The organism is Enterococcus sp. NPDC086594, assembly GCF_044746145.1.
Lineage (GTDB): Bacteria > Bacillota > Bacilli > Lactobacillales > Enterococcaceae > Enterococcus_D > Enterococcus_D entomosocium.
The window spans coordinates 603,167-629,172 of the sequence record NZ_JBIVBP010000001.1 but is presented as its reverse complement, the minus strand read 5'-3'; the positions used below and the strand labels follow the sequence as shown (position 1 = coordinate 629,172).

General features: G+C 40.4%; 24 protein-coding genes. 16 read left to right on the top strand and 8 right to left on the bottom strand.

Features of this window, described 5'->3' with window-relative positions; genetic code table 11:
- Positions 1 to 2 precede the first annotated feature (2 nt).
- Positions 3 to 335 carry a zinc ribbon domain-containing protein YjdM gene (locus ACIPK1_RS02875; RefSeq protein ID WP_005233964.1) on the top strand — a complete coding sequence of 111 codons (333 nt, stop codon included), beginning with the start codon at positions 3 to 5 and terminating at the stop codon, positions 333 to 335.
- Between the two features lie 94 nt (positions 336 to 429).
- A complete protein-coding gene (locus ACIPK1_RS02870) occupies positions 430 to 1,137 on the top strand; it encodes a zinc metallopeptidase (RefSeq protein ID WP_016612795.1) in 708 nt (235 codons plus the stop codon).
- 55 nt (positions 1,138 to 1,192) lie between these two features.
- Here ACIPK1_RS02870 and ACIPK1_RS02865 read toward each other — a convergent pair whose 3' ends face one another.
- From ACIPK1_RS02865 to ACIPK1_RS02850, 4 genes are all read right to left on the bottom strand, one after another.
- Complete coding sequence (locus ACIPK1_RS02865; RefSeq protein WP_016621697.1) at positions 1,193 to 1,882, bottom strand: hypothetical protein; 690 nt, start codon at positions 1,880 to 1,882, stop codon at positions 1,193 to 1,195.
- Complete coding sequence (locus ACIPK1_RS02860) at positions 1,872 to 2,357, bottom strand: RNA polymerase sigma factor (protein ID WP_016621695.1); 486 nt, start codon at positions 2,355 to 2,357, stop codon at positions 1,872 to 1,874. Before ACIPK1_RS02860 ends, ACIPK1_RS02865 begins: the two co-directional genes overlap by 11 nt.
- Positions 2,358 to 2,655: 298 nt before the next feature.
- Positions 2,656 to 3,348 (bottom strand): HAD family phosphatase, encoded by a 693-nt coding sequence (locus ACIPK1_RS02855; protein WP_144330899.1) that lies wholly within the window; start codon positions 3,346 to 3,348, stop codon positions 2,656 to 2,658.
- Between the two features lie 2 nt (positions 3,349 to 3,350).
- The gene (locus ACIPK1_RS02850) at positions 3,351 to 4,136 is read right to left on the bottom strand and encodes a DeoR/GlpR family DNA-binding transcription regulator (protein WP_016621693.1); all 786 of its coding nucleotides are present in this window, start codon (positions 4,134 to 4,136) and stop codon (positions 3,351 to 3,353) included.
- A 236-nt stretch (positions 4,137 to 4,372) separates the two neighbouring features.
- On the opposite strand from ACIPK1_RS02850, the gene lacG reads away from it, so the two are divergent.
- The 5 genes from lacG to ACIPK1_RS02825 all read left to right on the top strand — a co-directional run bounded on the left by lacG (position 4,373) and on the right by ACIPK1_RS02825 (position 11,581).
- Entirely contained in the window at positions 4,373 to 5,773 is a 1,401-nt protein-coding gene (gene lacG / locus ACIPK1_RS02845; protein ID WP_016621692.1) for a 6-phospho-beta-galactosidase, read from the top strand.
- Between the two features lie 24 nt (positions 5,774 to 5,797).
- Entirely contained in the window at positions 5,798 to 6,115 is a 318-nt protein-coding gene (locus ACIPK1_RS02840) for a PTS lactose/cellobiose transporter subunit IIA (protein ID WP_034858641.1), read from the top strand.
- 12 nt (positions 6,116 to 6,127) lie between these two features.
- A complete protein-coding gene (locus ACIPK1_RS02835) occupies positions 6,128 to 7,801 on the top strand; it encodes a PTS lactose transporter subunit IIBC (RefSeq protein ID WP_016621691.1) in 1,674 nt (557 codons plus the stop codon).
- Positions 7,802 to 7,816: 15 nt separating this feature from the next.
- Positions 7,817 to 9,448, top strand: a complete 1,632-nt coding sequence (locus ACIPK1_RS02830) for a glycosyl hydrolase 53 family protein (RefSeq protein WP_016621690.1) — start codon at positions 7,817 to 7,819, stop codon at positions 9,446 to 9,448.
- A 525-nt stretch (positions 9,449 to 9,973) separates the two neighbouring features.
- Entirely contained in the window at positions 9,974 to 11,581 is a 1,608-nt protein-coding gene (locus tag ACIPK1_RS02825) for a CTP synthase (protein ID WP_008380521.1), read from the top strand.
- Between the two features lie 265 nt (positions 11,582 to 11,846).
- On the opposite strand, the gene ACIPK1_RS02820 is transcribed toward ACIPK1_RS02825, so the two are convergent.
- Positions 11,847 to 12,302, bottom strand: a complete 456-nt coding sequence (locus ACIPK1_RS02820; protein WP_005228292.1) for a YehR family lipoprotein — start codon at positions 12,300 to 12,302, stop codon at positions 11,847 to 11,849.
- A gap of 368 nt (positions 12,303 to 12,670) precedes the next feature.
- On the opposite strand from ACIPK1_RS02820, the gene ACIPK1_RS02815 reads away from it, so the two are divergent.
- Positions 12,671 to 13,540: a class II fructose-bisphosphate aldolase gene (locus tag ACIPK1_RS02815; RefSeq protein WP_005228297.1), complete on the top strand. Its 870-nt coding sequence runs from the start codon at positions 12,671 to 12,673 to the stop codon at positions 13,538 to 13,540.
- A 92-nt stretch (positions 13,541 to 13,632) separates the two neighbouring features.
- Here ACIPK1_RS02815 and ACIPK1_RS02810 read toward each other — a convergent pair whose 3' ends face one another.
- On the bottom strand, positions 13,633 to 15,180 hold the full coding sequence (locus ACIPK1_RS02810) for a putative ABC exporter domain-containing protein (protein WP_244732423.1): 1,548 nt from the start codon (positions 15,178 to 15,180) through the stop codon (positions 13,633 to 13,635).
- Positions 15,164 to 15,898, bottom strand: a complete 735-nt coding sequence (locus ACIPK1_RS02805; RefSeq protein ID WP_016621686.1) for an ABC transporter ATP-binding protein — start codon at positions 15,896 to 15,898, stop codon at positions 15,164 to 15,166. Before ACIPK1_RS02805 ends, ACIPK1_RS02810 begins: the two co-directional genes overlap by 17 nt.
- Before the next feature lie 241 nt (positions 15,899 to 16,139).
- Here ACIPK1_RS02805 and ACIPK1_RS02800 point away from each other — a divergent pair, with 241 nt between their 5' ends.
- The 4 genes from ACIPK1_RS02800 (at position 16,140) to ACIPK1_RS02785 (ending at position 20,179) form a co-directional block, all read left to right on the top strand.
- Positions 16,140 to 17,399 (top strand): UDP-N-acetylglucosamine 1-carboxyvinyltransferase, encoded by a 1,260-nt coding sequence (locus ACIPK1_RS02800; RefSeq protein ID WP_005233977.1) that lies wholly within the window; start codon positions 16,140 to 16,142, stop codon positions 17,397 to 17,399.
- Between the two features lie 2 nt (positions 17,400 to 17,401).
- Positions 17,402 to 18,697, top strand: a complete 1,296-nt coding sequence (rho, locus tag ACIPK1_RS02795) for a transcription termination factor Rho (protein ID WP_005233978.1) — start codon at positions 17,402 to 17,404, stop codon at positions 18,695 to 18,697.
- A 99-nt stretch (positions 18,698 to 18,796) separates the two neighbouring features.
- Positions 18,797 to 19,060 (top strand): type B 50S ribosomal protein L31, encoded by a 264-nt coding sequence (locus ACIPK1_RS02790; protein ID WP_008380527.1) that lies wholly within the window; start codon positions 18,797 to 18,799, stop codon positions 19,058 to 19,060.
- A 492-nt stretch (positions 19,061 to 19,552) separates the two neighbouring features.
- Positions 19,553 to 20,179: a restriction endonuclease gene (locus tag ACIPK1_RS02785; protein WP_016621684.1), complete on the top strand. Its 627-nt coding sequence runs from the start codon at positions 19,553 to 19,555 to the stop codon at positions 20,177 to 20,179.
- Positions 20,180 to 20,323: 144 nt separating this feature from the next.
- Here the strand turns inward: ACIPK1_RS02785 and ACIPK1_RS02780 are convergent, their stop codons facing one another.
- Entirely contained in the window at positions 20,324 to 21,223 is a 900-nt protein-coding gene (locus ACIPK1_RS02780; protein ID WP_005234023.1) for a LysR family transcriptional regulator, read from the bottom strand.
- 236 nt (positions 21,224 to 21,459) lie between these two features.
- Between ACIPK1_RS02780 and ACIPK1_RS02775 the strand changes: the two genes are divergently transcribed.
- From ACIPK1_RS02775 to ACIPK1_RS02760, 4 genes are all read left to right on the top strand, one after another.
- Positions 21,460 to 22,311, top strand: coding sequence for a sugar phosphate isomerase/epimerase (locus tag ACIPK1_RS02775; protein WP_301388864.1), 852 nt, complete (start codon positions 21,460 to 21,462; stop codon positions 22,309 to 22,311).
- A 30-nt stretch (positions 22,312 to 22,341) separates the two neighbouring features.
- A complete protein-coding gene (gene aroE, locus ACIPK1_RS02770) occupies positions 22,342 to 23,190 on the top strand; it encodes a shikimate dehydrogenase (RefSeq protein WP_016621681.1) in 849 nt (282 codons plus the stop codon).
- A gap of 87 nt (positions 23,191 to 23,277) precedes the next feature.
- Positions 23,278 to 24,561 (top strand): MFS transporter, encoded by a 1,284-nt coding sequence (locus ACIPK1_RS02765; protein ID WP_016621680.1) that lies wholly within the window; start codon positions 23,278 to 23,280, stop codon positions 24,559 to 24,561.
- A gap of 115 nt (positions 24,562 to 24,676) precedes the next feature.
- Entirely contained in the window at positions 24,677 to 26,005 is a 1,329-nt protein-coding gene (locus tag ACIPK1_RS02760; protein WP_301388866.1) for a citrate transporter, read from the top strand.
- Position 26,006: the final 1 nt, after the last annotated feature.

The following is a 26,006-nucleotide window of genomic DNA, read 5'->3' as shown; positions in this document are numbered from 1 at the left end:
CTATGACTCAAATTCCTAATTGTCCAAATTGCCAATCTGAATACGCTTATGAAGACCGCGGGCTGTTTGTTTGTCCTGAATGCGGAAACGAATGGCAAGAGCAACAAGCGGCGGAAGAAGCACCCGTATACAAAGATGCCAATGGCAATATTTTAGTAGATGGTGATACAGTAACGGTCATCAAAGACTTGAAAGTCAAAGGCGCATCTGGCGCCATCAAACAAGGAACGAAAGTGAAAAACATCAAATTAGTCGAAGGCGACCATAACATTGATTGCAAGATCGATGGCTTCGGCCCAATGAAACTAAAATCAGAATTTGTAAAAAAAGGTTAAAAACAAAATCTTCCAGTCATCTTCATAATTTTTTCACCACTTTAATGGTAAAATAAGGTCAAAGATTAAAAGGGGGAATTTTATCGTGTATGGTATGGGCGGATACGGGTTCGGCTTTTTTTATGACCCGACTTTCATTCTTGTAATTATCGGTATGGTGATTTCGCTAGCAGCGTCAGCGTACGTCAAAAGTACCTTTAACAAATATGACAAAGTCAGAAGTAAAAATAATATTACCGGCACAAAAGCGGCGCAGTACATCTTGCAGAGCCAAGGAATCAATAATGTTGGTGTGCAAGCAATCGCTGGTGATTTGACGGATAATTACAATTCTGGCAACAAAATGTTGAGTTTATCGCAATCCACCGCACAATCAACTTCGGTAGCAGCAATCGGTGTTGCGGCCCATGAGTGTGGTCACGCAGTCCAAGATGCCAAAGGCTATTTTCCTTTGCGTTTGCGTCATGCGATCGTACCGATCGCCAATATCGGAACCAGCATCTCGATCCCGTTGATTTTGATCGGGGTACTATTACGAGGCTCGTTTCTGATCAACTTAGGTTTGTTGGCTTTCTCATTGGCGTTTATTTTCCAATTAGTGACCTTGCCAGTCGAGTTCGATGCCTCAAAACGGGCGATCCGTATTTTGGCAGATGGTGGCTTGTTAACAGAAGAGGAAGTACCACAAGCGAGAAGAGTGCTCTTTGCCGCAGCGTTGACCTATGTCGCAGCTGCCGTAGCAACCTTATTGCAACTCTTACGTTTGATTATTTTATTTGGTAATAACAACCGTCGGAATTAATCGACAGTGTGACAGAAAAAAGACCAGCTCAGCATTCTGAACTGGTCTTTTTTCGTTATTCTACTATTAAGTAAACGTAATAGACGTTTTCAACGCTTTTTAAATTTTCTTCAGATAGATTGTTTTCCATTTCAGCAAATAGTTTTAGGTCACCGCCTTGTGCAATGTAAATCAAAGGAATCTCAACATTTTTTTTGATTTCTAGTGGATCTTCTTCAATGTGATAGATTGCTCCCCCGGGAAGATCATTGTCTTCTCCAAGAGAAATATACTGAAATGCCGTAAGATCTGTCGTTGTTTCTGATGCACCGCCATTGGAAGATAAGTTTACGAACAGCTTTTTTTCTCCTTTAGAAATACCAATTGTTAAATAACCGTTATAATTGCTTTTGGTATCTGTCATTAAGGAAGCAATCAGCTTGTGGGTTGTTTTCTCGCCTTTTTGGTAGTGATTAAAGTAAACCGTCATCGCTCGAGCTTGGGTATTAAATTTTAGCTGTGAGCCAAAATCAAATAACAATCTGGAAAGATCCATTTGATTTTCGACTTGAACTATATGATTATCTGGAACACCCGCTATTTTTTCTCCTCGAAAAGGACCGTAATTGTAATAGTTTAAATAAAGCCCCCCAGGTAGACCAATCAATACTAACAAAGACAGTACAGCAATAAAAATTGTCCTACGTGTGTTTTTTAGTCGAGCTTTTTTCACGATTTTTTTAAATTCTTGATCTTTAATAGTCATGATTCTTTTCCTCCATTCGTTTTTTCAGTTGTTTTCTTCCTCGGTATAATGCTGTTTTGATGCTATCTTCCGAGCGATTCAGTAAGAAGCTTTTTTCTTTTAAGCTCAAATTTTCTGCGTACTTCATGATCAAAAGGGTGGAGGTAGAAACGGGTAATTCTTGAAGTGCTTCATAAAGATCATCATCGGTTTCTTGCCAGTTGATACTAGAAGCAGTCACTGGCAAATACTGCCTGACGATTTCTCGCCGTCGCTTTGTTTGTTTATATAAAGTAAAGTAACCATTGATCCCCACACGAAACAGCCACGGACGAATCGCTTCTGCGGATAAGACCGAATCGATTTCAAGGATTTTCACAACTGCTTCTTGAGCAATATCTTCGGCATCCTGTTGAGAAGCGCCGAGGGACTGCAGGTAATGAACCAAGTCATTCGTTAACTGCAGTAAATAATGTTCGTAAGCATCCAAACGCATTTTTCTCCCTCCTTAACAATACAACAACTGAAAATAAAAAAAGTGAACATCTTTCAACTGAAAAAATCGAAAAAAATCGAGAAAACGTTAAATTAATCGATTGAGTTGTGCTTATTTTCTCAAAGAACAAAAAGAATGACAATGATTGGTTGGAGAAAATCTAGAAATTTTAGCAGAATGAGTAAGAACTAAACGAAAATGAAAAAAACTGCAGTGAAATGACACGTGTTTTCATGTCATTTCACTGCAGTTTTTTATAAAAGGAGATATGCATCTCAGTTGTTTTTAATAGAATCGCTTAAGAATTAATGGATATGACAGATAGGTGCTCTGTCCAAAAATCAGTAAAATCTTTGATTGTTCCATCTTTATTTAGCTGTGCCTGTTCAAATACTGCATTATTTTTTCCGAATGGATCAATTGCGATAATTGTTCCAATCCCAGCACGCTTGGCAGCAAGCAAACCTGAATAAGCATCTTCGATAACAAGACAATCAGCAGGAGCTAAGCCCAATTTGCCAGCCGCTTTAAGAAAAATATCCGGTTGCGGTTTTCCAGGAAAAGAGCCATCGTCATAGACGATCTTATCCCAATCAAACCAGCGTGCTAAATCGAAAGTATCAAAATAAAAAGCAACATTCTCTTTAACAGTAGCCGTGGCAATCGTTAATGGAATCTGCTGGTCAGTCAGCTGATCAAGAGTCGCTTCAAGCCCCTTTGTCAATTGGAGATCGTTCTCATTTTGCAAGCAAAGCATACGATAATAGCTTTCTTTTTCTTCTGACAAGACGGCGATCTCAGAGACAGTCAAATGTTCTGAAATGAAATGTTTTAAAATCTCCGTATTCGTTCGACCATGGATATTTTTTAAAATATCCTCATCTGATAAACCATCTTTTGTATGATCATGAATCATGTGCAGCCAAGCAGCTTCATGTAGATGAGAGTCCAAAAACATTGTTCCGTTGAAATCAAAAATAATCCCTTTCATAGTTACACTCCTATAGTGGTATTTTCGGTTGAATCAGCAATTTGCAGATCGACATATTGTGCATAGTGCTCTTGCAGCTCAGGTGATATTTGACGATCCGTAATGAGTAGGTCGAAGTCATGCAAATTATAAAATACATAAAAATCATCTCGGTTGAACTTTTTGTTATCAACGAGCAGATATTTCTTGCGGGAATTATTTAAAGCGATCTGTTGTGCTTCTCCTTCTTCTGTACTGTAAGTAGAAATGGCTTCGTTGTGTACCCCGTTTGAACTGATAAATGCTTTTGTAAACTTTAATCTTCTTAAATTGTCGTTAGTAATCGGCCCAACAAATGCACCGGTATTTTTACGAAAATCACCGCCAATTAGTAAAATTTCCGGTCCATCTGCTTGCGCAAGAATATCAAAAACCGGGTAATTATTAGTAATGATCCGGATTTTCTTGTTCAGTAAATGTGTCGCCAATAGTTCGATTGTTGTACCTGGTCCTAAGAAAATCGTTTCTCCCTCGTGAATCAATGAGGCTGCTGCGGCAGCAATTTCTTTTTTTTCTTGAATCTGTAAAGTGGCTTTTTCGGTGTGAGAAAGTTCTTGATCTAAAGTATAGGAAAGACTTTGGGCCCCTCCATGGATACGTAGCAGCTTGCCCGATTTTTCTAATTCATCTAAATCTCTGCGAACGGTCATATCAGAAACATCTAATTGATTGATGATCTCGTTAACAGTAAGAATTCCTTTTTTATTGACCATTTCTACGATAGTAAACAATCTTTCTTTTTTCAGCATCGTCTTCACCTCTAATTTAAAGATAATCTAACATATAATCGGATAACAGTCAATCCAATTCAAACAAAAACAAACATATTATACTTATTTCATGTTTGTTTCAATAAAATATATCATTTTTTTCCGATTTTTGTGATTATTTATGTTTGTTTTTGTTGACAAATGTTTTGGATGCGATTACAATTCAATCAGTTAGAAAACGCGGAAACTGATTATAGATTTGAGGAGAGATGTAAATGCTGAAATTACCAGAAGATTTTATTTTTGGTGGAGCCACAGCAGCCTATCAGGTTGAAGGAGCCACTAAGGAGGGCGGCAAAGGCGCTGTTGCTTGGGATGCTTTTTTAGAGGAACAGGGTAGATTCAGTCCCGATCCGGCAAGTGATTTTTATCATCAATATGCAAGGGACATTGAATTGTGTGAACGATTTGGTGTGAATGGGCTAAGATTATCCATTGCATGGAGTCGAATTTTTCCTGATGGAACAGGGGAACCGAACCCAGAAGGAATCGCTTTTTATCATCGTGTGTTCGAAGAATGCGCAAAAAGAAACGTAACGCCGTTTGTGACATTGCATCATTTTGATACCCCTAAACGTTTGTTTGAACAGGGAGATTTTTTGAATCGAGAAACAATAGAAGCATTCGTTTCCTATGCCATTTTTTGTTTTCATGAATTCAAAGAAGTGAAAGTGTGGAGTACCTTTAATGAAATCTATCCTGTTGCGACCAATCAATATTTGTTAGGCGTTTTCCCACCAGGAATCAAATATGATTTTACAAAAATCATCGCCTGTCTTCATAATATGATGGTTGCCCATGCACGTGTAGTGAACTATTTCAAAGAAAACGAACTTCCAGGCGAAATCGGTGTCGTTCACTCATTGGAGACGAAATATGCGGCAACAGATGCTCCAGAAGATAAGCATGCAGCCTTTTTAGACGATGCATTGTCGATCCGCTTCTTATTAGATGCTACTTATTTAGGCTATTATTCAACTGAAACCTTGACTGCTCTTGATGAGATATGTGAAGCAAATCAGGCCAGCTATCATTTTCCTAAAGAAGATTTCGTTGAATTGAAAAAAGCCTCCACGCGTAATGACTATTTAGGAATCAATCACTACCAATGCCATTTTGTCAAAGCTTACGATGGAGAAAACGCGATCCATCATAATGGCACGGGTGAAAAAGGGACCTCTGTTTATAAAGTGAAGGGGATCGGAGAACGCATTTATAAAGAAGGAATTCCTCGAACAGATTGGGACTGGCTGATTTATCCAGAAGGTCTTTATGACTTGTTGTTGCGAATTAAAAGCGATTACCCGCATTACAACAAAATCTATATCACTGAAAACGGCATGGGGTATAAAGACCAGTTTGAAGACGGCATCATTATGGATCAGCCGAGAATCGACTATTTGAGAGTCTATTTGGAATCCTTAAGCAAGGCGATAACAGCTGGAGTAAATGTGAAGGGATATTTTTTGTGGTCGCTTATGGATCTTTTCTCATGGACAAATGGGTATAACAAAAGGTATGGCTTGTTTTATGTTGATTTTGAAACCCAGAAGCGTTACCCCAAAGAGTCAGCATACTGGTACAAATTAGTTAGTGAAACCAAAACGATTATTTAATAAGTAATAATGGAGGAAGAAAAGATGAATAAAGAGGAATTACAAATGCTTGGTTTTGAGATCGTTGCTTATTCAGGGGACGCTCGCAGTACATTATTGAAATTATTGAAAGAAGTAAGACAAGGGAACTTTGAGCATGTTGATTCAGCACTGAAAGAAGCCGACGAAAATTTAACCCTTGCACACAATTCGCAAACAAAAATTTTAGCGGAAGAAGCATCGGGGAAAGAGATGGAGATGGGATTCATTTTTATCCATGGACAGGACCATTTAATGACCACTTTGTTGCTGAGGGATCTGATTCAAGACTTTATTGCACTGTACAAGCAGAATCAAGAATAGGAGAAGAACGCTATGGATGGAATCATTAAACAAATCGAAAAAGGAAAACCGTTTTTTGAAAAAATCTCACGCAATAGTTATCTGGGAGCCGTTCGTGACGGATTTTTAACAGCGATGCCGGCTATTTTATTCTCAAGCATATTCATTTTGATTGCTGCGGTTCCTGAGATTTTTGGTTATCAATGGCCTGAAGCTGTCTCCACTTGGTTATGGAAAGTCTATAATTATTCGATGGGGGTTGTAGGGTTACTTGTTTCAGCAACCACTGCTCGCTGCTTGGCTGATTCGATGAATCGCCGCTTACCGAAAAACAAAGTGATCAACACTACCTCTGTGATGCTGGCCTCTGTGGTAAGTTTCCTGTTGCTAAGTGTCTCTCCAATTGAAGGTGGATTTTCAACGGAATACATGGGGACAAAGGGATTACTGGCTTCCTTTGTCGCTGCATTTTTAACAGTTAATTTATATAAGTTTTGTGTACTGAAAGATATTACTATTAAAATGCCTAAAGAAGTTCCTGGAACGATTTCACAAACCTTCCGAGATATTTTTCCATTCTCTTTTTCAGTATTTGCGGCCGTTTTAATTGATTTAGGTATTCGGCAAATTTTCCAAATCTCATTTGCAGAAGCAATCATTACTGTCCTGCAGCCATTATTCACAGCAGCCGACGGTTATTTAGGAATCGCTATTATCTGGGGAGCGATGGCGCTATTTTGGTTTGTCGGTGTTCACGGACCGTCGATTGTGGAGCCGGCAATTGCGGCAATTATCTATGCCAATGTGGAAACCAATCTGCAATTGTTCAATTCCGGTGAACAAGCTTCTAAAGTACTGACAGTGGGTTTAGGGAATTTTGTAGGAACTATGGGAGGAACTGGGGCAACATTGGTCGTTCCTTTTATCTTCCTACTCTTTGCAAAGTCTAAACAATTGAAGGCAGTCGGGAAAGCTTCCTTTATTCCAGTAAGTTTTGCTGTCAATGAACCATTGTTGTTTGCAGCACCCATGATTTTGAATCCTTATTTTTTCATTCCGTTTTTGTTAACACCTGTTGTAAACGTTTGCTTGTTTAAGTTTTTTGTCGATGTGCTAGGCATGAACAGTTTTATGTACGTTTTACCTTGGGCAACTCCGGCACCAATCGGTTTGGTTCTAGGAACGGGCATGGGGGTATTAGCCTTTGTTTTAGCAGCGGTTCTAATCGTCGTTGACTTCCTGATCTATCTGCCATTTTGTAAAGCATACGATGCTGTCTTAGTAGAGCAAGAAGCACAAAAAGCAGAAGTGATCGCAACTGAGGAAGGTGCTTCTGCCACTATTCCTGAGGAAGTACCTGTGGCAGCGAGCCAAGTTATCAACGATGCAAATAAAGAAATCAATGTGTTGGTACTTTGTGCTGGAGCAGGGACAAGTGCGATGTTAGCTAATGCTTTAAAAGAAGGCGCATCGGAATCGAAAGCACCGATCAGTGCAATGGCGGGTGCTTATGGTTCTCATTACGAAATGCTACAGGATTTTGATATGGTGGTCTTAGCACCGCAAGTCAATTCTTACTATGATGATATCAAAGAAGATACCGATCGCTTAGGAATCAAGCTGGTTGCGACAAAAGGAGCAGAATATATCGGATTAACGAGAGATCCTGAAAAAGCCGTTCAATTTATTCTGAGCCAATTTCAATAAAGGAGGAGCAAATTAATGAAAAAGGGAGCTTGGTTGCGTAAAGCCGCTTTATTTGCAGCTGTGATAGGGACTTTGGGGGCTGTTTCAAAAACAGTTGAAGTATCTGCCAGCGAATTTATTCGCGGAGCAGATATTTCAATCCTGTCAGATATGGAAAAATCTGGTGCAAAATATTATGAAGATGGTTTTTCAAAAGATGCCTTAGAGATTCTAAAAAATAATGGTGTCAACTATGTTCGACTGCGTTTGTGGCAGGATCCTTATAATAGTAACGGAGAAAGTTATGGGGCAGGGACAAATGATCTGGAAACGACGATTGCCCTTGCAAAACGAGCAAAAAGTCTTGGACTCAAAGTGTTGCTAGATTTCCATTACAGTGATTTTTGGGTTGATCCTGGGAAACAGAATGTTCCTAAAGCGTGGCAAGATTTGACCTTTGAAGAAATGAATACGGCATTGTATGACTATACAAAGAATGTTCTGTCGGAAATGAAGCAGCTAGACGTTTATCCTGATATGGTTCAGATCGGCAATGAACTGAATAGTGGAATGCTCTGGCCTTATGGCAAGTCTTGGGGAGAAGATGGGGGAGAGTTTGATCGATTGGCTACTTTTTTGAAGTCTGGTGTCCAAGCTGTTCGAGACACTCAACCTAAAACAACTCCAGTAATGCTCCATTTAGCTGATGGTGGCGATACAGGAGCATTTACTTGGTGGTTTGATGAAATCACCAGTCGGGGAGTGTCATTTGATTTAATTGGAGTATCGTATTATCCGTATTGGCACGGTTCAATGAATGAACTTCAAACCAATATGAATACGATCAGCCAACGGTATGGCAAAGAAGTGATCGTAGTTGAAACAGCTTATGGGCATACAATAGCGAATGCAGATACTATGCCAAATGCTTTTGGCGAAGCCGAAGCAGCGGCGGGGGGATATGAACCAACACCGACAGGACAAGCAGAGTATTTGCTGGATCTGGCCGATCGTATTCAAGCGGTGCCGAATGATCGCGGGGCGGGCTTCTTTTACTGGGAACCTCTTTGGTACAACGGAAACGTGAGTTGGGCAACACAAGCAGGTATGAATTATCTCGGTGTTCAATCTACTATGGGAAACGAATGGGACAACCAGGCGATGTTTGATTTTGCTGGAAACGCCTTGCCAAGCTTGCGTGCGTTTAAACAAGCAGGGGCGCAAACAAATCTGGTTAAAAATGCAAGTTTCGAGAGCGATGGACCAACGACCAGTCCTTCTGATTGGCAAACGTGGTTTCAACAAGGAACAGCTGAAGGTACGATCAAAACGGAAGCAGGGACTTTTTTTGGAGACTACAAATTAACTTTTTGGCAGGATCAAGCTTACGAGGCATCAGCTTATCAAAATGTTAGTGGAATAAGCGATGGAACTTACACATTGAGTGCCTATGTAATGTCTGGGGGAGAGTTTGATACCAATCAGTTATATATCAAAAATTATGGTGGAGCGGAACTAAATACTGCGGTTGATAAAACAAGTGAATGGACAAAAATTACAATCAAAGACATTCCAATTACAACAGGTGTTTGTGAAATCGGGGTTTACAGCAAGGCTTCAGAAAATGCTTGGACGAACGTTGATTTTGTTTCATTGGTGAAACAATAGTCTAAGGATTACTACTATTGATTCTCAGATCCCTCTTTCAACCGCATCACTAGCGTAGAAGGCAGGAATCGAACCTGCACCTCGTCTTTGCCAAAAATAACCAGAAATACGTTCCGATCATTTTTACCAAAACGAGTAAAGCGCCAGACTTCATCTACACTTTGTATTATGCCAAAGAGAGTTCAACGATTTCGTAAGAAGCAATGAAAAAATTGCAAAAAGTTGTGCAGAAAACATGAAGGTTGTTTAAGAAAGAGTAACCTTAGAATGCCGGCGTGAAAAAGGAGGAACCAGCTGCATCGAAGCGTAAAGCGCTTCGTTTGGAAACCTCCGTTTTTTCTGAAAAAATCAGATAAAGTTTTCTTGACATTTGTGAGGTGAGAATGTATCATTCTGTTTGGGCACTCTTTACAAGAGTCAGAAAGTGATTTAGAATTTTCGCTCCCTATTCATTTATGGATAGGGAGCTTTTATTATTTTCTAAATGCTTTTCCTGTAAAATAGATTAAAGGAGTTTTTCAGTTTATGACAAAATATATTTTTGTAACCGGCGGTGTGGTTTCTTCTATTGGTAAAGGGATCGTAGCAGCATCATTAGGACGTTTGTTGAAAAATCGTGGCTTGAAAGTAACCATTCAAAAATTCGATCCGTACATCAACGTCGATCCAGGAACGATGAGCCCATATCAACATGGTGAAGTATTCGTAACCGATGATGGAGCAGAGACCGACTTAGACTTAGGTCACTATGAACGCTTTATCGATATCAATTTGAACAAATACTCAAATGTAACAACTGGAAAAATCTATTCAGAAGTTTTGCGGAAAGAGCGTAAAGGAGAATACTTAGGCGCGACTGTTCAAGTGATCCCGCACATCACCAACGAGATCAAAGAAAAAATCATGCGGGCAGCCAAAATGACTGATTCAGATGTGATCATCACAGAAGTCGGCGGAACAGTAGGGGATATTGAATCATTGCCGTTTCTAGAAGCTTTGCGTCAAATGAAGGCAGACGTAGGTGCGGACAACGTGATGTACATCCATACGACGCTGATTCCTTATTTGAAAGCAGCAGGCGAAATGAAAACAAAGCCGACCCAACATAGTGTGAAGGAACTGCGCGGCTTAGGGATTCAACCAAATATCTTGGTCGTTCGGACAGAACAACCTGTAGGACAATCAACAAAAAACAAATTGGCACAATTCTGTGACGTGGCACCAGAAGCCGTGATCGAATCTCGTGACGTTGAGACCCTGTATTCGATCCCATTGGCACTGCAAGCGCAAGGCATGGATCAAATCGTGTGTGATCATTTGAAACTGACTGCACCAGTTGCTGACATGACTGAATGGCAAGCATTGGAAGAAAAGGTGCTGAATTTGAAGAAAAAAGTACGCATCGCGTTAGTTGGAAAATATGTGGAATTGCCAGATGCTTATCTATCAGTTGTCGAAGCCTTGAAACATTCTGGTTTTGCCTTTGATGCAGACATCGAGATCGATTGGATCAAAGCCCAAGAAATCACACGAGAAAACGTGGATTCTTACTTAGGTGAAGTAGACGGTATTCTTGTTCCTGGTGGATTCGGTGATCGCGGGATTGAAGGAAAAATCGAAGCGATCCGATATGCTCGGGAAAACGATGTGCCATTCTTAGGGATTTGTCTAGGGATGCAAATGGCTTGTGTGGAATATGCCCGCAATGTCGTTGGCTTGGAAAATGCCAATTCCGCAGAAACAGATCCTGAAACAGCCAACAACATCATTGACTTGATGGCTGACCAAGAAAACATCGAAAACTTAGGTGGAACATTGCGTTTAGGCTTGTATCCATGTAAAGTGAAAAAAGGCACCAAAACAGCTGCAGCTTATGATGGGGAGGAAGTTGTTCAAGAACGTCACCGTCATCGTTATGAATTCAACAACAAATACCGTGAAATCTTTGAAGCAAACGGGATGGTTTTCTCAGGTGTGTCACCAGACAATCGTTTGGTTGAGATCGTTGAGATCCCAGAAAACAAATTCTTCGTGGGTTGCCAATTCCACCCAGAATTGATTTCTCGTCCAACTCGCCCACAACGCTTGATCAAAGCCTTTGTTGGAGCTTCATTAGACAACCGCCAAGCATAATAATCGCTAGCGGCAAAATCAAGCAATGAATGTGCGAAACTCCTCATCTCAAGATGGGGAGTTTTTTTGAGTTGTGCGATCCCAGTAATCCGTAAAAGGTTGAAACTTGCTTGAGCGTTGGTAGAAGCTATCCCTTTTTGCACACAAAAAAACTTCCGTCAAAGCGACCGGAAGTTTCTGGCTGATGCATTATTTTTTTCGCTAACAGTTCGAATGAAATCCGCCAGCGGGAAACCCATGTTGATTTGCTGGTGCATAGAGAGGATTATTCTTTTAATTTATACCCTTGATCCAAGAGCATTTCCTCTGTACGTTCCATGCTGATCCCATTTTCAGTGTTTCCTTCGAAACTAACCCCAGGCAATTGTTTCGCTGAATCATAATCCAACTCATCATAATTGATGGTCAAGGATTCAGTCGCTTCACTATCTGTATAGTCGAGGGAATAGTCCAACCCTTTGACTTGCTGATACTTCTTAGCGATCGGATCAAGCACGGTTTGTGCTTCTTCTTTAGTCGTTACCCCGATCGCTGAATAAGGCATGACATTGTTCGCAGTCTGAGTTTTTACTTTATCGCCTTCATAAGTGAAGACCAGTTCCATCGAAACCCCATTTTGATCCATTGTGAATGTTTTGGTTTCTTCCTTGGCCCCCGAGCTACAGCTTGCCAAGAAAAGAACTCCGATGACTGCCAAAAATCCAATAAGCGCTTTTTTCATTTTATCCCTCCTTTTTTACATAATAATATAGCCGCTTTCACAAGGCTATTCTTATGCTCAAAAGAGAAGAGGAAAGGATTTGCTGGAAGATTATGATAAAATAACGAAAAAATATGTGAAATTTTTCTCGAATTTTCACATGCCGATTTGTTATCTAACGACCGTAGACAGAAGAGAAAAACCTTACAGAATCGTAGACTTTCAGAAAAGATGATGAAAATGCTGGATTTTTATATTTGTGCAATCTTTTTTTGAAAAGAGAAATTCCTCTTTTTAGTAGCAAATACCGCAAATCTTTGCTAAAATAGCATTGTCGGTTAAGCATTGCTTAACAAATAAAGTTTTTCAAAACTTAGGAGGAATTTTTTATGCCAGTAGTATCAGGAGCTGAATTCTTAAAAGCTGCTCGTCAAGGCGGATATGCAGTCGGCGGATTCAACACAAACAACTTAGAATGGACACAAGCGATTTTAAAAGCTGCTGAAGCGAAAAAAGCGCCAGTTCTAATCCAAACTTCAATGGGTGCTGCCAAATATATGGGCGGATACAAAGTTGCTAAAGACATCGTTACAAACTTGGTTGATTCAATGAACATCACTGTTCCAGTTGCAATCCACTTAGACCATGGTGATTACGATGCAGCAATGGAATGTATCGAAGTTGGTTACACTTCTGTTATGTTTGATGGCTCTCACTTACCATTTGAAGAAAACTTGAAATTGGCTAAAGAAGTTGTCGAAAAAGCACACGCAAAAGGCGTTTCTGTTGAGTGTGAAGTTGGTTCAATCGGCGGAGAAGAAGATGGAATCATCGGTTCTGGCGAATTAGCTGACATCGAAGAATGTAAACAAATGGTTGCAACTGGTATTGATTACCTAGCTTGCGGAATTGGTAACATTCACGGTCAATACCCTGAAAACTGGAAAGGCCTTGCTTTTGACCACTTACAAGCAATCGCTGATGCAGTAGGTTCTGATGTACCATTAGTATTACACGGTGGTTCTGGTATTCCTCAAGACCAAATCGAAAAAGCAATCTCAATGGGTGTTTCTAAAGTAAACGTAAATACTGAATTCCAATTATCATTTGCTAAAGCAACTCGTGAATACATCGAAGCTGGCAAAGATAAAGAAGGCAAAGGATTCGACCCTCGTAAATTATTAGCACCAGGTGTTGCTGCAATCGTTAAAGATGCAGAAGAACACATCGACTGGTTCGGTTCAGCTGGTAAAGCTTAATCTTATAATGAACGAAAACCGCTGGAAAGCATATTTTCCAGCGGTTTTTTTGTTGTAGATAAGATGTCGAGTAAATTATATTATCACGTATGTTATTCCGAATAAAGCCCATTGCCATTAAGTAGATCCAAACAGAAATAGCCACCAATACTTGCTATTAGCAAATTACAGATGGTAACAATACTGGCAAGCAAACCGATATTTCTCAGTAATTCTGGATGAAGGAAATACATCCCTCCTATAATCAGTACAAGGGGCACGCACGCCGCAAGCATTACTAGATAGCGGATCAGGCTTTGTGTTAAAAGATTGTTACGGTCTTTCAACCAACGAAGTGAAAGCAGATTGCCTACAAAAAAGACTAGCAAAAAAGAGAACAAGACAAGCGTAACATTTAGCCATAAGAAGAATGAAGGATCGAAAAAGATTAATAGCGAAACAAGCGGTAGAACAATGATCATTCCAGCCTTTAGAAAAGGGATCAGCATGGTATAGAATAACTTTTTGGCAGAAGAATCTGGAATCATATAAATATAGATATTTTTCATTTCTTCTTCTACGCCGGTATCCTTGACTAAACTAAGCAATGTAAGCCAAATAATTCCTGCCATCGCATAAATATCTTTGAAAACAAATGTAAGGAGGAGTAAGGAACCTAAAGTCATCCGTTCGTTGGTTGAAAGGATTCTTTTTTTCTTCTTCATCAATAGAATATGTTTCGATAATGAAGCGCCTGCTAATTTACGATAAGAAACAGAAGCATCACTGACCTTCGTTGAGTCGTGTGTTTTTCCTTCCAGCGCCTCTTGCAGCATTTCGCTCGCTTCTTCAGAATCCTGAATCGCTTGTTCAAAGAAATAGCCTTTGAGTGTACATAAACGCACGCTTAACAACAGACAGCTCAAAAGATAAAAACCATTGCTAAGAAGAAGGTGGGAGAGACTTTGACTGGAGTAGCCATCCATCAGCCATTTCCCCCAACCAATGATTGGAACAAAATAAAAGAAGGGCTGGTTCGTCAGAGAAAGAAGCGCTTCTAATAAATGATTCGTTGTAAAGTAGTTGAAGCCAACAAAGCCTAAGATACCAAGTAACGCAGCTGATGCTAACAATAGGCGATAATACGTTTTTCTTTCGCGAATCAATTCATTGATGTACCAAATTCCTGTAACCAATTCCCAAAAAAAGAAGAACAAGAGCGTACTCCAAAACAAGTAGAGAAGATAGACAAAAGAAAGTGAAAACAGTTGTCCTAAAATCACGCAAAGGAAGAAAATTATTCCTAATGCAACTGTCACACTTTGGGAGAGGCTAAAGAGAATCGCATAACCAAGGATCTGTTTAGTCGAATAGGGTCCGATAAATAGGAAATGTGCATCTACTTGATAAAAGAGTGCTTGCTTCTTTGAAAATAAACTGATTATCAGAAAGCCTGACGCAATTGCTGAGACGCTCAGATTGGTGATGGCGATTTGCTGGATGGACATGAAGTTCTCTTGACCAGAAAAAAAGATGCCGGCAACCGGAAAGAGCAAAAAAAACAATGCAATGATTAGGATGATAGCAGAAAGCGGTCTGCTGAAATAGTACCGTACCAATCCTTTAGCTTTTAAAAAGGTTAAGTTAATTAATGATTTCATCTGTTTCAAGAACCCCTCCCTGTTCAACTATATGCGATTGAGTGACGCGAAAGAACAGCTCTTTCAAGGGTTCCTCTTGGGTTGATTTTTTTGTTTCAGCTACCACTTTTCCATCTTTTAAAATATAGGCACTATCCCAAATATCATCGATCATATCAATGATATGCGTGCTCAATAAAATGCTAGTTCCTTTTTCTTTCAGGGAAGCCAGGATATTCAATGTTTCTTGAATACTTGTTGGATCAAGACCCATCATCGGCTCATCGACCAGCAGTGCCTTCGGTTCCGTCATTAGCGCAAGAATCATTGAGACTTTCTGCCGCATACCTTTAGAAAGCTCTTTGGCGATCGTTTTTCTTTTGTGGTCAAGTTGAAACGATTTGAGGTAATAAGCAGCCGTCTCTTGGTAATTTGGTAAATTATAGGCATTGCCGATATAATCAATATGCTCTTGTATCGTTAATAGTTCGAAAAGCACAGGCGTTTCAGGAATATAAGCAAAAAGCCGTTTCGCTTCAACGCTGAGGTTATCATGACCACAAATGGTGACTTCTCCTTTAAACTTTAATAATCCGATGATGCTTTTGATCGTTGTTGATTTTCCAGCCCCGTTTGCCCCTAGCAAAACAGTTAATTGACCGGGGGGTGCCGACAGTGAGATATGGTCAGCGCCTAAAACTTTGCCATAATCCTTCACCAAATTTTTTACTTCAATCATTTATTCTTCTCCTTAATGCGTTCATTTTCTGAAAAAATCTGCTGTTTTTTAATAAGTGTATCGAAGTTCTGCCGATTTATCAATATTCTTAAAACAAGCGTGTGATAAACTCATTTAAAAGACTAAAAAACTTGTTTTCTTATTTTGACTTATAAAATATCCTGCATCTTTTTTCTTTGAGTGATCTGTGCTAAAATTGGAATGATACACATAAATTAAAAAAGAGTATAGGTGGAATTCCATGAAAAAAATTGTCATCAACGGCAATCGTCCCTTAAAAGGTGAAGTCACCATTAGCGGCGCAAAAAACAGTGCAGTCGCATTGATCCCGGCAGCGATCTTAGCTGATTCACCGGTCATTTTAGAAGGAGTGCCCGACATCCAAGATGTGCACTCATTAATTGAGATTATCGAAATCATGGGCGTGAAGACCCATTTTGAAAACAATACGCTAGAGATCGATCCAACCAATATCGTTTCGATCCCGATGCCTAACGGAAAAATCAATAGTCTACGGGCTTCGTATTATTTCATGGGGGCATTATTGGCGAAGTTTGGTGAAGGCGTCGTTGGGTTGCCTGGCGGCTGTTTCTTAGGCCCGCGACCAATCGATTTGCATATCAAAGGCTTCGAAGCACTTGGCGCAAAAGTCACCAACGAGCATGGCGCCATGTATTTGCGTACCGAAGAAGAAGGCTTGACTGGCGAACGGATTTTCTTAGATATGGTCTCCATCGGAGCAACAATCAATGTAATGCTGGCAGCAGTAAGAGCCAAAGGTAAAACGATCATTGAAAATGCTGCACGGGAACCTGAGATCATTGATGTCGCGACCCTTTTAAATAATATGGGAGCGAAAATCAGAGGTGCAGGTACCAATGAAATTCGTATCGAAGGTGTGGAAGAACTGCACGGTTGTCGTCATTCTATTATTCCAGACCGAATCGAAGCAGGAACCTATCTTTCTTTAGCCGCAGCAGCGGGTGAAGGCATTACAGTCAAAAATGTGATTTATGAGCATCTAGAAAGCTACATTGCGAAATTGGAAGAAATCGGTGTGCGAATGGATATTAGCGAAGATGAAATCTATGTGCATCCCTCAAAAGAGTTGAAACCAGCGACTGTGAAAACTTATCCTTATCCGGGATTTGCCACAGACCTGCAACAGCCGATCACACCATTATTGCTAAAAGCAAAGGGAACATCGGAGATTATGGACACGATTTACGCCAAACGGGTCAACCATATTCCTGAATTAGCACGGATGGGCGCACAAGCAACGACAGAAGGCAACATGATTTTTGTCAGCGGACCGAGCCAATTGCACGGAGCAGAAGTTGTCGCTTCTGATTTGCGGGCAGGGGCTTGTCTAGTTATTGCCGGATTGATGGCGACTGGCACGACTAGCGTCTTTAATGTCGAGTACATTTTGCGCGGCTATGATCATATCATCGAAAAACTAACGGCTCTTGGAGCTGATATTCAAATGATAGAGGAGTAATTATGAGCGATTATCTTACGATGGCAGAGTTGGAAAACAAAACCTTAAAAGAGATCTACACCTTTGCCAAAGAGTTTCGAATTCCTTATTACAGCCAAATGAATAAAAAAGAATTGTCATTGGCTGTGATACGGGCGCAGGCGGAAAAACAAGGCTTCTTTTATATGGAAGGAATCTTGGATATCGTAGGCCAAGAAGGCTATGGTTTTTTACGTCCAATCAACTATGGACCGAGTGCAGAAGATATCTATATTTCTTCTTCACAGATTCGTCGGTTTAGTTTGCGTAATGGCGATAAAGTCGCCGGTAAGGCGCGCCCGCCTAAGGAATCTGAACGCTATTATGGATTGATGCACGTTGAGTCTGTTAACGGCAAAGATCCAGAAGATGCCAAAGAGCGCCCGCATTTTCCAGCGCTGACGCCCCTTTATCCGAACCGTCATTTAAAATTAGAAACAACGTCAGGACGTCTTTCGACTCGGATGATCGATATGCTGGCGCCAGTGGGTTTTGGTCAACGGGGACTGATCGTTGCCCCGCCTAAAGCTGGGAAAACCAGTATATTGAAAGAAATTGCCAATGGGATTACGGACAACTATCCTGAGGTGGAATTGATCGTACTTTTGATCGACGAGCGTCCAGAAGAAGTAACTGATCTAGAACGTAGTGTCAAGGGTGACGTGGTTTCTTCAACCTTTGACCTACAGCCTAGCAATCATACCCGTGTTTCAGAATTGGTACTAGAACGGGCGATGCGCTTGGTGGAAGACAAGCGTGATGTCGTGATTTTGATGGATAGTATCACTCGTTTGGCGAGAGCTTATAACTTAGTCGTTCCTCCAAGCGGACGTACACTAAGCGGCGGGATCGATCCAGCTGCTTTGTACAAACCGAAGAAATTCTTTGGCGCTGCCCGCAATATTGAAGAAGGCGGTAGTTTGACGATCCTTGCCACAGCTTTGGTAGATACCGGCAGCCGCATGGATGATGTCATCTATGAAGAGTTTAAAGGAACCGGCAATATGGAGCTGCAGCTTTCTCGCAGCCTCGCAGAACGCCGGGTCTTCCCAGCGATCGACATCAAGAAATCTGGTACCCGTAAAGAAGAATTGCTGATGAGCAGTGAACAATTGGAAGAAACTTGGCGCTTACGCAACAACATGTTGGGGGATTCCTTGGAGTTCACAGAACAATTCATTCAATTCTTGCGCAAAACGAAAAAGAATGAAGAGTTTTTAGCGGCTTTTCATGATGTCCATTTCGGAGACAAGCGGCCAAAAAGAAATATAAAAAGATAATTGCATCTAAAATCCAAACATGGTAAGATAGTCATGTTGTAAAATCGACAAATCAACTCTGGTGAAGCAAATGAGCCAGGGCAAAGGAGAGAAGAAGAAATGAAACAAGATATCCATCCAGATTATCATCCAGTTGTATTCATGGACTCAACTACTGGTTTCAAATTCTTATCAGGTTCTACAAAGAATTCTCAAGAAACTGTTGAGTGGGAAGACGGCAACACGTATCCATTGATCCGTGTCGAAGTAACTTCTGATTCACATCCATTCTACACTGGACGTCAAAAATTCACACAAGCAGACGGACGTGTGGACCGTTTCAACAAAAAATACGGTCTCAAAGACAACAACGCTGCAGAATAAGACAAATAAATGTAAATGTTGTTTCGATAACATTTCTGAGGTTTCCCTTTTACGAGGGAAACCTTTTTTGTTTTTATAGGTAATAGACACTCAACTGCTAAACCGAAAGAAACCATTCAGAATCTGTTACAAACAAAGTAAAAGGAATCAATAAATCTGTAGGCAAGAATGTGGAAATTAGCACTGTAACGAATCCTATCTAGTAATTTTCGAAATGGAGCAATGATCAAGAGTGGTTTGATTTAATCATCGATTATTATTGAATATTCAAACTTCAATTGACATTTATCTTGAATAAAATTATCATTAAATTAATAATATTCCGTTATAAGTTTCTTATTTTTGACTTATTTTATCGAGTTCACACGATTTTTATTGAGAAAAGTAGATAGTTCTCTCTTTAAGAACCAGTTTCTATTCTACATAATTAAAGACCACTCACTTGCTATGCTTTAACGAATCACATCCAAAACAATCAAGAAAGGAAGAGACATGTTTTCATTTAAGAAAAAGAAGGAAGTCATTAATTTCCCAGAACTAAGCAACCATAATGAACGTACATACCCGAAAAAATTGAAAAAGATTGTGGCTCAATTAGAAACCTGTAAATCAGAGGATTTGAATTATATTGCTGAATGTATTTTACAAAAGATGGGATATACCGTCCAAAACATCGATGGTTACAAAGATGGTGGTATTGATGTGTATGCTTTTTCTAATAATAAAAAGGCAATAGCGGTCCAATGTAAAGCCTGGAATCCGCAAAAAACAACGGAGCGGATCAGTAAGCCACTCGTTGCCGCATTTAAAGGGATTTTTCCAGACAAAGGGTTTCCCAATGGGCTTTTCATCACTACACATTTTTTTACAGATCAAGCATTAGAAATAGCCGGTGATAATCTACTGTTGGTTGATAGAAAAAAACTGATTGAGCTTCTTGCACATTTTTATCCAGAGATGATCAGTGAGTTGTTTTATTATAAAACCTTGACGGAATTAGAAGAATGCAAGAGTTGTAAAAATGGGAAGAAGTTGAAACTCTACAATAAGAAGAAGCGCAATTATTACTATATCTGCGAAACGTGCGGTGAGTATAGCTCTTTTAATTATTCGTCATGAGAAAAAGAACAAGAGAATAAGCAATAAAAAACAGACATTCCATTAATGAATGTCTGTTTTTTATTAAGTGAAAACGCCAAAAAAAGGCGGGAACATAGTTTTATTCCTATTTTCTAAAGCTTTGTTTTTCACCCACCCAGTCACTCAATAAACGATCTGTTTCGGATTTGCATGGGCCAAAATAAATTCTTTGAAATTGCTGACTACAGGTGGTAAGTAAGTCTCTTTATTGTAGGCTAAATAAAAGTATCGCTCCCAACTGATGCCATTAAGTTTGATTCGCTTAAGGGGCAAAGAGTCAAGCATCGTCATATTGGGAATGATAGCAATCCCCAATCCTTGACTGACTAGTCCAGCGATCACTTGATCGATCTTGACTTCGTAGGCTACTTGATAGCTGACGTTGTTACGCTGATAAAGGTCATCGATGATTTCACGTAAGGCACTTTTTTTGCTGAAAATAATCTGGGGATATTCTGCTAAGTCGTCCAAAGAGACTTCATCAAATTGTGCGAGAGGATGATCCAACGCGGTGATCACGACAAGTTCTTGACTTGCAATCGGGACGAATTCAATGGTTGGTTCATTGGTGATGTAGGAACAAATACCGAGATCATAGCGCAAGGTTTTTAGTCCTTGGACTGTTTCGGTACTGACGCTATCTGAGTGAAATTCAAATTGAATCTTTTTTTCAGGATTTGCTTCAAGAAATTGTTTAGTGATTTTTGGTACGTAAGATGTACCGAGGACTTGCAAAAAAGCAAAGCTGATATGCCCAAAGCCTTTGCTGATTTTTGTTACTGTATCGATACCCGAATCTAAGTTTTCTAACGTTCGTATAACATGTTCATGGAAAATTTTTCCAGGCTTGGTTAGGATCACATTTCGTCCGTTTTTTTCAAAGAGTTGTACACCTAGCTCATCTTCTAAAAGTGAAATGGCATTACTGAGACTTGGTTGTGTGATGTTGAGCAATTTACTCGAACGTGTATAGTGTTCTTCTCTAGCAAGGATATCAAAATATTTTAAATGCTGAAGATTCATAGAAACCTCCTCTAAAATCCTTCTTTTTTTATCAGTATATCACAAGACTTATATCTTTTATCTATAGATCCATAAAGAAAAAACAATTAGAAGTACGGAGAGGGAAAAGCTATAATAACGGTAATAAACATTGTGAATAAAAGCACAATTACTGCGGCCGCTTTTTAGTTCGTGTTTTTATTTCCAGCTGTAAACCAAGTAGTAGTTGTTTACAGACTTTTAAAGGGGGAAATAACATGAGAAACATTCCATTGACGATTAGCTCTTACACATTAGGGACAGAGATTAATTTTGAAGACAGAGTGAAGATCGCGAAAGAGGCAGGATACGACGGGATCGGTTTACGTGCGGAGACCTATATGCTTGCTGTGAAGCAAGGCTATTCTGATGAGCGGATGCTTGAAATTCTTGCAGAACATGACATGAAAGTAACCGAGGTCGAATATATCACCTTGTGGGCTGATCCAAATAAAACGATGGAAACACCGGAAACACTGCTGCAACAATTTAAAGAGCAAACGATCTATCATATGGCACGTTTGTTTGGTGTTGGGCACATCAATTGTGGCTTAATGGAAAAATACCCAGCAGAGGTTCATATCCAAGCCTTTAAAGAACTATGTACACGAGCAAAAGAATTAGTCATTGGGTTAGAATTCATGCCTTATAGCGGTGTTCCTGATCTAGCTAGTGCGTGGAATATTGTCAAAGAGGCAGATTGTGAAAATGGGATGCTGATCCTAGATACATGGCACTGGGCTAGAGCCAACATGACAGCAGCTGACTTGGAAGGGGTCCCAGCGGAGAAAGTTGTTTCGATCCAAATTTGTGATGTTTTAGAAAGACGATATCCTGATACGATCTTACGGGATGAGTCGATGCACGATCGCTTATGTCCAGGAACAGGATGGGGTGATGCCGAAGGCTTCTTACGGGCACTAAAAGCACACGGCATCAAGCCTCGTGTTGTAGGCACGGAAGTGATTTCTGATCCGATTTTAAGTCAAGGCTATCAAAAAGCAGCAGAGCAAAATTACAAAACCAGTATTGAAGTGATCCAAAACGCATGGCCAGAATTGCTTGCGTAAAAAAAAATCAAATAGAAAAGAGGAAATACGATGAGCAAAAAAATTTCGGGAAAAACGAAGCTCTTAGGATTGATCGGTACACCTGTTGGGCATTCTGGTTCGCCAGCCATGTATAATTATGGCTTTGACCAGCTTGATATCGATGCAGTTTATTTAGCTTTTGACATTAAAGAAGACCAAGTCGCCCAGGCGATCGAGGCATTTCGAACCTTCAAAATGAGTGGAAATGTCACGATGCCTTGCAAGACGGCAGCGGCAGAATACATGGATGAATTGACCCCCGCTGCAAAAATGGTTGGTGCTATCAATACTATCGTCAATGATGAAGGCAAGCTCGTCGGCCATATTACCGATGGTGTCGGCTTTGTTGATAATCTGCAAGCACACGATGTAAAAATGAAAGATCAAAAATTTGTTGTGATCGGAGCTGGTGGAGCAGCCACCGCGATCCAAGTCCAATTGGCGATCGAAGGCGCAGCCTCCATTGCAATTTTCAACATCAAAGATGCATTTTATGAAAAAGGCAAAGAGACCGTTGCCCGTATCAAAGAATATTACCCTGATCTAGTAATTGATATTTATGATCTGACGGATCAAGCGTTACTTGCTGAAAAAATAAAAGGAGCCGATTGTTTAGTGAATGCAACGACTGTTGGAATGGGTGAAGGAAATACAGCGACACCGATTGCAGACACAGAGGTACTGCATGCAGATTTGACGGTGGCTGATGCGATCTATAACCCACCAATGACCCAGTTATTGAAAGATGCCAGCGCAAAAGGTTGTAAGACCGTGGGTGGAAAAGGAATGCTGGTGGGACAAGGAAAAGCCGCCTTTAAACTGTTTACTGGCAAGGAACTGCCTGTCAGAGCAAACTAACTAGGGACCGAGTATCCCTTTCCTACGAAATACCCACAGGGAAATTTTCGTAGGAAAGCTGGATGTTCTTTTATAAGGAGCGTACAAATGAGAGCAAAAAAGTATATTTTGTCACTGGCAACTGTCTATATGTGTTATTTCACTCATGGGATCCAAGCCATTATTTTAAGCCAAAATGCGACTTATTTTTCGGATAAATGGGGCTATACCGATGCTTCTGCAGGAGCCGCTGCGGTATCGTTGGCCATCACTGCGACCGGATTAGGAAAATTTTTGACCGTCTGGATCGGTGGAGAAATTTCGGATAAAGTGGGACGCAAAAAAATGGCGGTCATGGGGGCTGTTTTGTATACGCTATGCTTTTTAGGTCTGTTACTGACGACGAATATGGTGATCGCGTCTGTCTGTGCCTTTATCGCAGGGGTGGCGACTTCTGGTTTCTGGGATGCTGCATTGTATCCCGCTTCTCAAGAAGCAGCACCGAAATATGCGGCTTCAGCAATGATTGGGATCAAGTTTTTTGTTTCTTTGTCAGGGGTTATCTATCCCTTACTTGTGGTAAATTTCATCGGGTCTGGGAATCAGTCGATGGGGATTATTATTCCATTAGTCCTATCGATCGTCTGCACGATTTTAGCAGCTATCGCGCCATTCGCCTATGATGACATGATGAAAGAAAAAGCGGCAACCGTTGATGGAAAAGAAACGAATGCGGTTCAAGAAGAAATTGCGGCAATGAAGGCCAGAATGCTTGTTAAGCCGAATATGGTCGTTAACTTCTTCACAATGTTCTTTGGTTTCATCTGTATGTTCATCATGTACGGTGCTCAACAGTATACCAAAGCGTTTGGTTTGACGAATGCTGGTTTGACTGAGATGCAGTCAGCAGGGCTAACATCGATCTATACTTTTGGCTCAATGGTGGCTGTTTTGTTTTGGGCAGTAATGATGGGGAAATTGCGTTGGAATCCCTTAAAAGTCTTGTTTATTGATACGGTATTCATCGCTCTTGCGTTAGGGATGGTATTAGTGATCCAACATGTCGTAGTGATTTACATCAGTATCGCCTTCTTGGGTTTCTTTGCTGCCGGAGGGGCGTTGCAAACTGGGCTAGGGGTACGACAAATGTTTTGCCCTGGACCAAAAGGTCGAAATACCGGGATCTACTATACTTGGATGGGCTTAGCAAGTACCTTTTTACCTTACATCGTTGCTTCCATGACTCGGTCAGTAGGAGAAACGCAAGCGATTTTTATTATGATGGGCTTATTACTCGCAGCTGCGGTTTTAGCGATCGTCATGATGGTTTATTTGTTACTGCAACACAAAAGAGTATTTGGCTACAGCGCATTTGATAAATTAAAGGACTAAACGTCCTGGAGGATAGTGGCCAACCACTTCCTCCTTTTTCGCTTTTGTTAAACGGCGGCTTTCGCGTATCTGGCTGCAGGTTCAAACGGCGTAATTTGTATGGAGGAGAAGAAGAATGGATAGCTTGATTGGCTTATTACTAGTAGTGTCATTTGGTGGCATGGTTTTTTATTGTATCAAAGGATATAACCTGATGATTGGTTTTATCGTTATGGCAACATTATGGGTGTTGTTGCCGCTTATAGGGAATGTCATTTCACCCAATCCGGCATTTGAAAACCTCCCTTTTACCGAGATGCTGGCACAGGTCTATCAACAGGCGCCAGAACGCTGGGGGGCTTCACAAATGAATATTTTTGTAGGAGCCTTCTTTGGTAGGATCTTGTTGGAAACGGGCATTGCGGCAACTATCATTCGTAAGAGTGTGGAACTAGGTGGGGATAGCCCAGCGATTATTCTAGTAATTGTCAATTTGATTACCGGCTTTATCTTTTCATCCATGTCAGGTGCCGGATCTGTCATCGCGATCGCCGTGATCGTATTGCCAATTTTATTTTCGATTGGTATTCCTAAAGTCGTGGCATTCTTTAGTTTTTCGGCTTCCGTTGCAGCAGGTGTTTTCTTAAATCCAATCAATTTCACACAGTATCAAGCCTTTTTTGGCAATGTGAATGGTGGGGTTGATTACACCTATAATGATTATTTTTCGTTTGGATTATTGGCTTTCTTTGTGATGATTCTGGTTTCTTCGATTTTTGCTATTGGGTATTTGAGAGTAGAAAGTTTGACCTATGCTTGGGCGGTTGGAGAAGAACCGAAAGTTAAAGACGTTCCTAGTTTGGCGTTACTTACCCCTTTTATACCGGTCGTAGGAGTCATCATCTTTCAATTTCCAGTGATCTTTTGTTTTATTGGTGCGAGTCTTTATGCCTTGTGGATTTGTGGTGTTTTAAAGGATGGGTTTAGAAAAGATTCTCAGATTTTGACACGTATTTTTGCAGATGGGGTCAAAGATACTGCGACCTTAGTTGCCTTTTGGATGACCCTTGCGATGTTCAATGCAGCTGCAACCTTCGCTGCACCTTATTTTGAATCATTGCTAGGAGGAATCATTCCGACGCATCCCTTAGCGCTTTGTTTGCTTTTTGGTTTTTTAGCTCCCTTGACCTGGTTTCGCGGGCCACTTTCTTTGATTGGTTGTGGGGCAGCGTTATTAGCAGTAATCAGCAATCAAACCAATTATCCTGTGACGTTTTTATATCCGTTGTTCATTTCTAATATGATCGGTATGGGTCATTTTGATTTGACCATTTCTTGGAATGCTTGGGGATTAGGCTTCAATAATATCAATACGAAAGATTACATGAAGGTTGCTTTTTTACCAGGAGTCGTCATTTCGCTGGTTCTTGAAATTGCGACGTTCCTGTTATATAGCCCGATTTAAA

Excerpts from the sequence above, each read along its gene's own strand:
- ACIPK1_RS02875 (WP_005233964.1), top strand. The coding sequence starts at position 3 with ATGACTCAAATTCCTAATTGTCCAAATTGCCAATCTGAATACGCTTAT.
- rho (WP_005233978.1), top strand. The coding sequence starts at position 17,402 with ATGAGCGATTATCTTACGATGGCAGAGTTGGAAAACAAAACCTTAAAA.
- ACIPK1_RS02830 (WP_016621690.1), top strand. The coding sequence starts at position 7,817 with ATGAAAAAGGGAGCTTGGTTGCGTAAAGCCGCTTTATTTGCAGCTGTG.
- ACIPK1_RS02790 (WP_008380527.1), top strand. The coding sequence starts at position 18,797 with ATGAAACAAGATATCCATCCAGATTATCATCCAGTTGTATTCATGGAC.
- ACIPK1_RS02825 (WP_008380521.1), top strand. The coding sequence starts at position 9,974 with ATGACAAAATATATTTTTGTAACCGGCGGTGTGGTTTCTTCTATTGGT.
- lacG (WP_016621692.1), top strand. The coding sequence starts at position 4,373 with ATGCTGAAATTACCAGAAGATTTTATTTTTGGTGGAGCCACAGCAGCC.
- ACIPK1_RS02810 (WP_244732423.1), bottom strand. The coding sequence starts at position 15,180 with ATGAAATCATTAATTAACTTAACCTTTTTAAAAGCTAAAGGATTGGTA.
- ACIPK1_RS02760 (WP_301388866.1), top strand. The coding sequence starts at position 24,677 with ATGGATAGCTTGATTGGCTTATTACTAGTAGTGTCATTTGGTGGCATG.
- ACIPK1_RS02780 (WP_005234023.1), bottom strand. The coding sequence starts at position 21,223 with ATGAATCTTCAGCATTTAAAATATTTTGATATCCTTGCTAGAGAAGAA.
- ACIPK1_RS02765 (WP_016621680.1), top strand. The coding sequence starts at position 23,278 with ATGAGAGCAAAAAAGTATATTTTGTCACTGGCAACTGTCTATATGTGT.
- ACIPK1_RS02860 (WP_016621695.1), bottom strand. The coding sequence starts at position 2,357 with ATGCGTTTGGATGCTTACGAACATTATTTACTGCAGTTAACGAATGAC.
- ACIPK1_RS02850 (WP_016621693.1), bottom strand. The coding sequence starts at position 4,136 with ATGCTGAAAAAAGAAAGATTGTTTACTATCGTAGAAATGGTCAATAAA.
- ACIPK1_RS02870 (WP_016612795.1), top strand. The coding sequence starts at position 430 with ATGGGCGGATACGGGTTCGGCTTTTTTTATGACCCGACTTTCATTCTT.
- ACIPK1_RS02775 (WP_301388864.1), top strand. The coding sequence starts at position 21,460 with ATGAGAAACATTCCATTGACGATTAGCTCTTACACATTAGGGACAGAG.
- ACIPK1_RS02805 (WP_016621686.1), bottom strand. The coding sequence starts at position 15,898 with ATGATTGAAGTAAAAAATTTGGTGAAGGATTATGGCAAAGTTTTAGGC.
- ACIPK1_RS02865 (WP_016621697.1), bottom strand. The coding sequence starts at position 1,882 with ATGACTATTAAAGATCAAGAATTTAAAAAAATCGTGAAAAAAGCTCGA.
- ACIPK1_RS02820 (WP_005228292.1), bottom strand. The coding sequence starts at position 12,302 with ATGAAAAAAGCGCTTATTGGATTTTTGGCAGTCATCGGAGTTCTTTTC.
- aroE (WP_016621681.1), top strand. The coding sequence starts at position 22,342 with ATGAGCAAAAAAATTTCGGGAAAAACGAAGCTCTTAGGATTGATCGGT.
- ACIPK1_RS02855 (WP_144330899.1), bottom strand. The coding sequence starts at position 3,348 with ATGAAAGGGATTATTTTTGATTTCAACGGAACAATGTTTTTGGACTCT.
- ACIPK1_RS02800 (WP_005233977.1), top strand. The coding sequence starts at position 16,140 with ATGAAAAAAATTGTCATCAACGGCAATCGTCCCTTAAAAGGTGAAGTC.
- ACIPK1_RS02835 (WP_016621691.1), top strand. The coding sequence starts at position 6,128 with ATGGATGGAATCATTAAACAAATCGAAAAAGGAAAACCGTTTTTTGAA.
- ACIPK1_RS02785 (WP_016621684.1), top strand. The coding sequence starts at position 19,553 with ATGTTTTCATTTAAGAAAAAGAAGGAAGTCATTAATTTCCCAGAACTA.
- ACIPK1_RS02840 (WP_034858641.1), top strand. The coding sequence starts at position 5,798 with ATGAATAAAGAGGAATTACAAATGCTTGGTTTTGAGATCGTTGCTTAT.
- ACIPK1_RS02815 (WP_005228297.1), top strand. The coding sequence starts at position 12,671 with ATGCCAGTAGTATCAGGAGCTGAATTCTTAAAAGCTGCTCGTCAAGGC.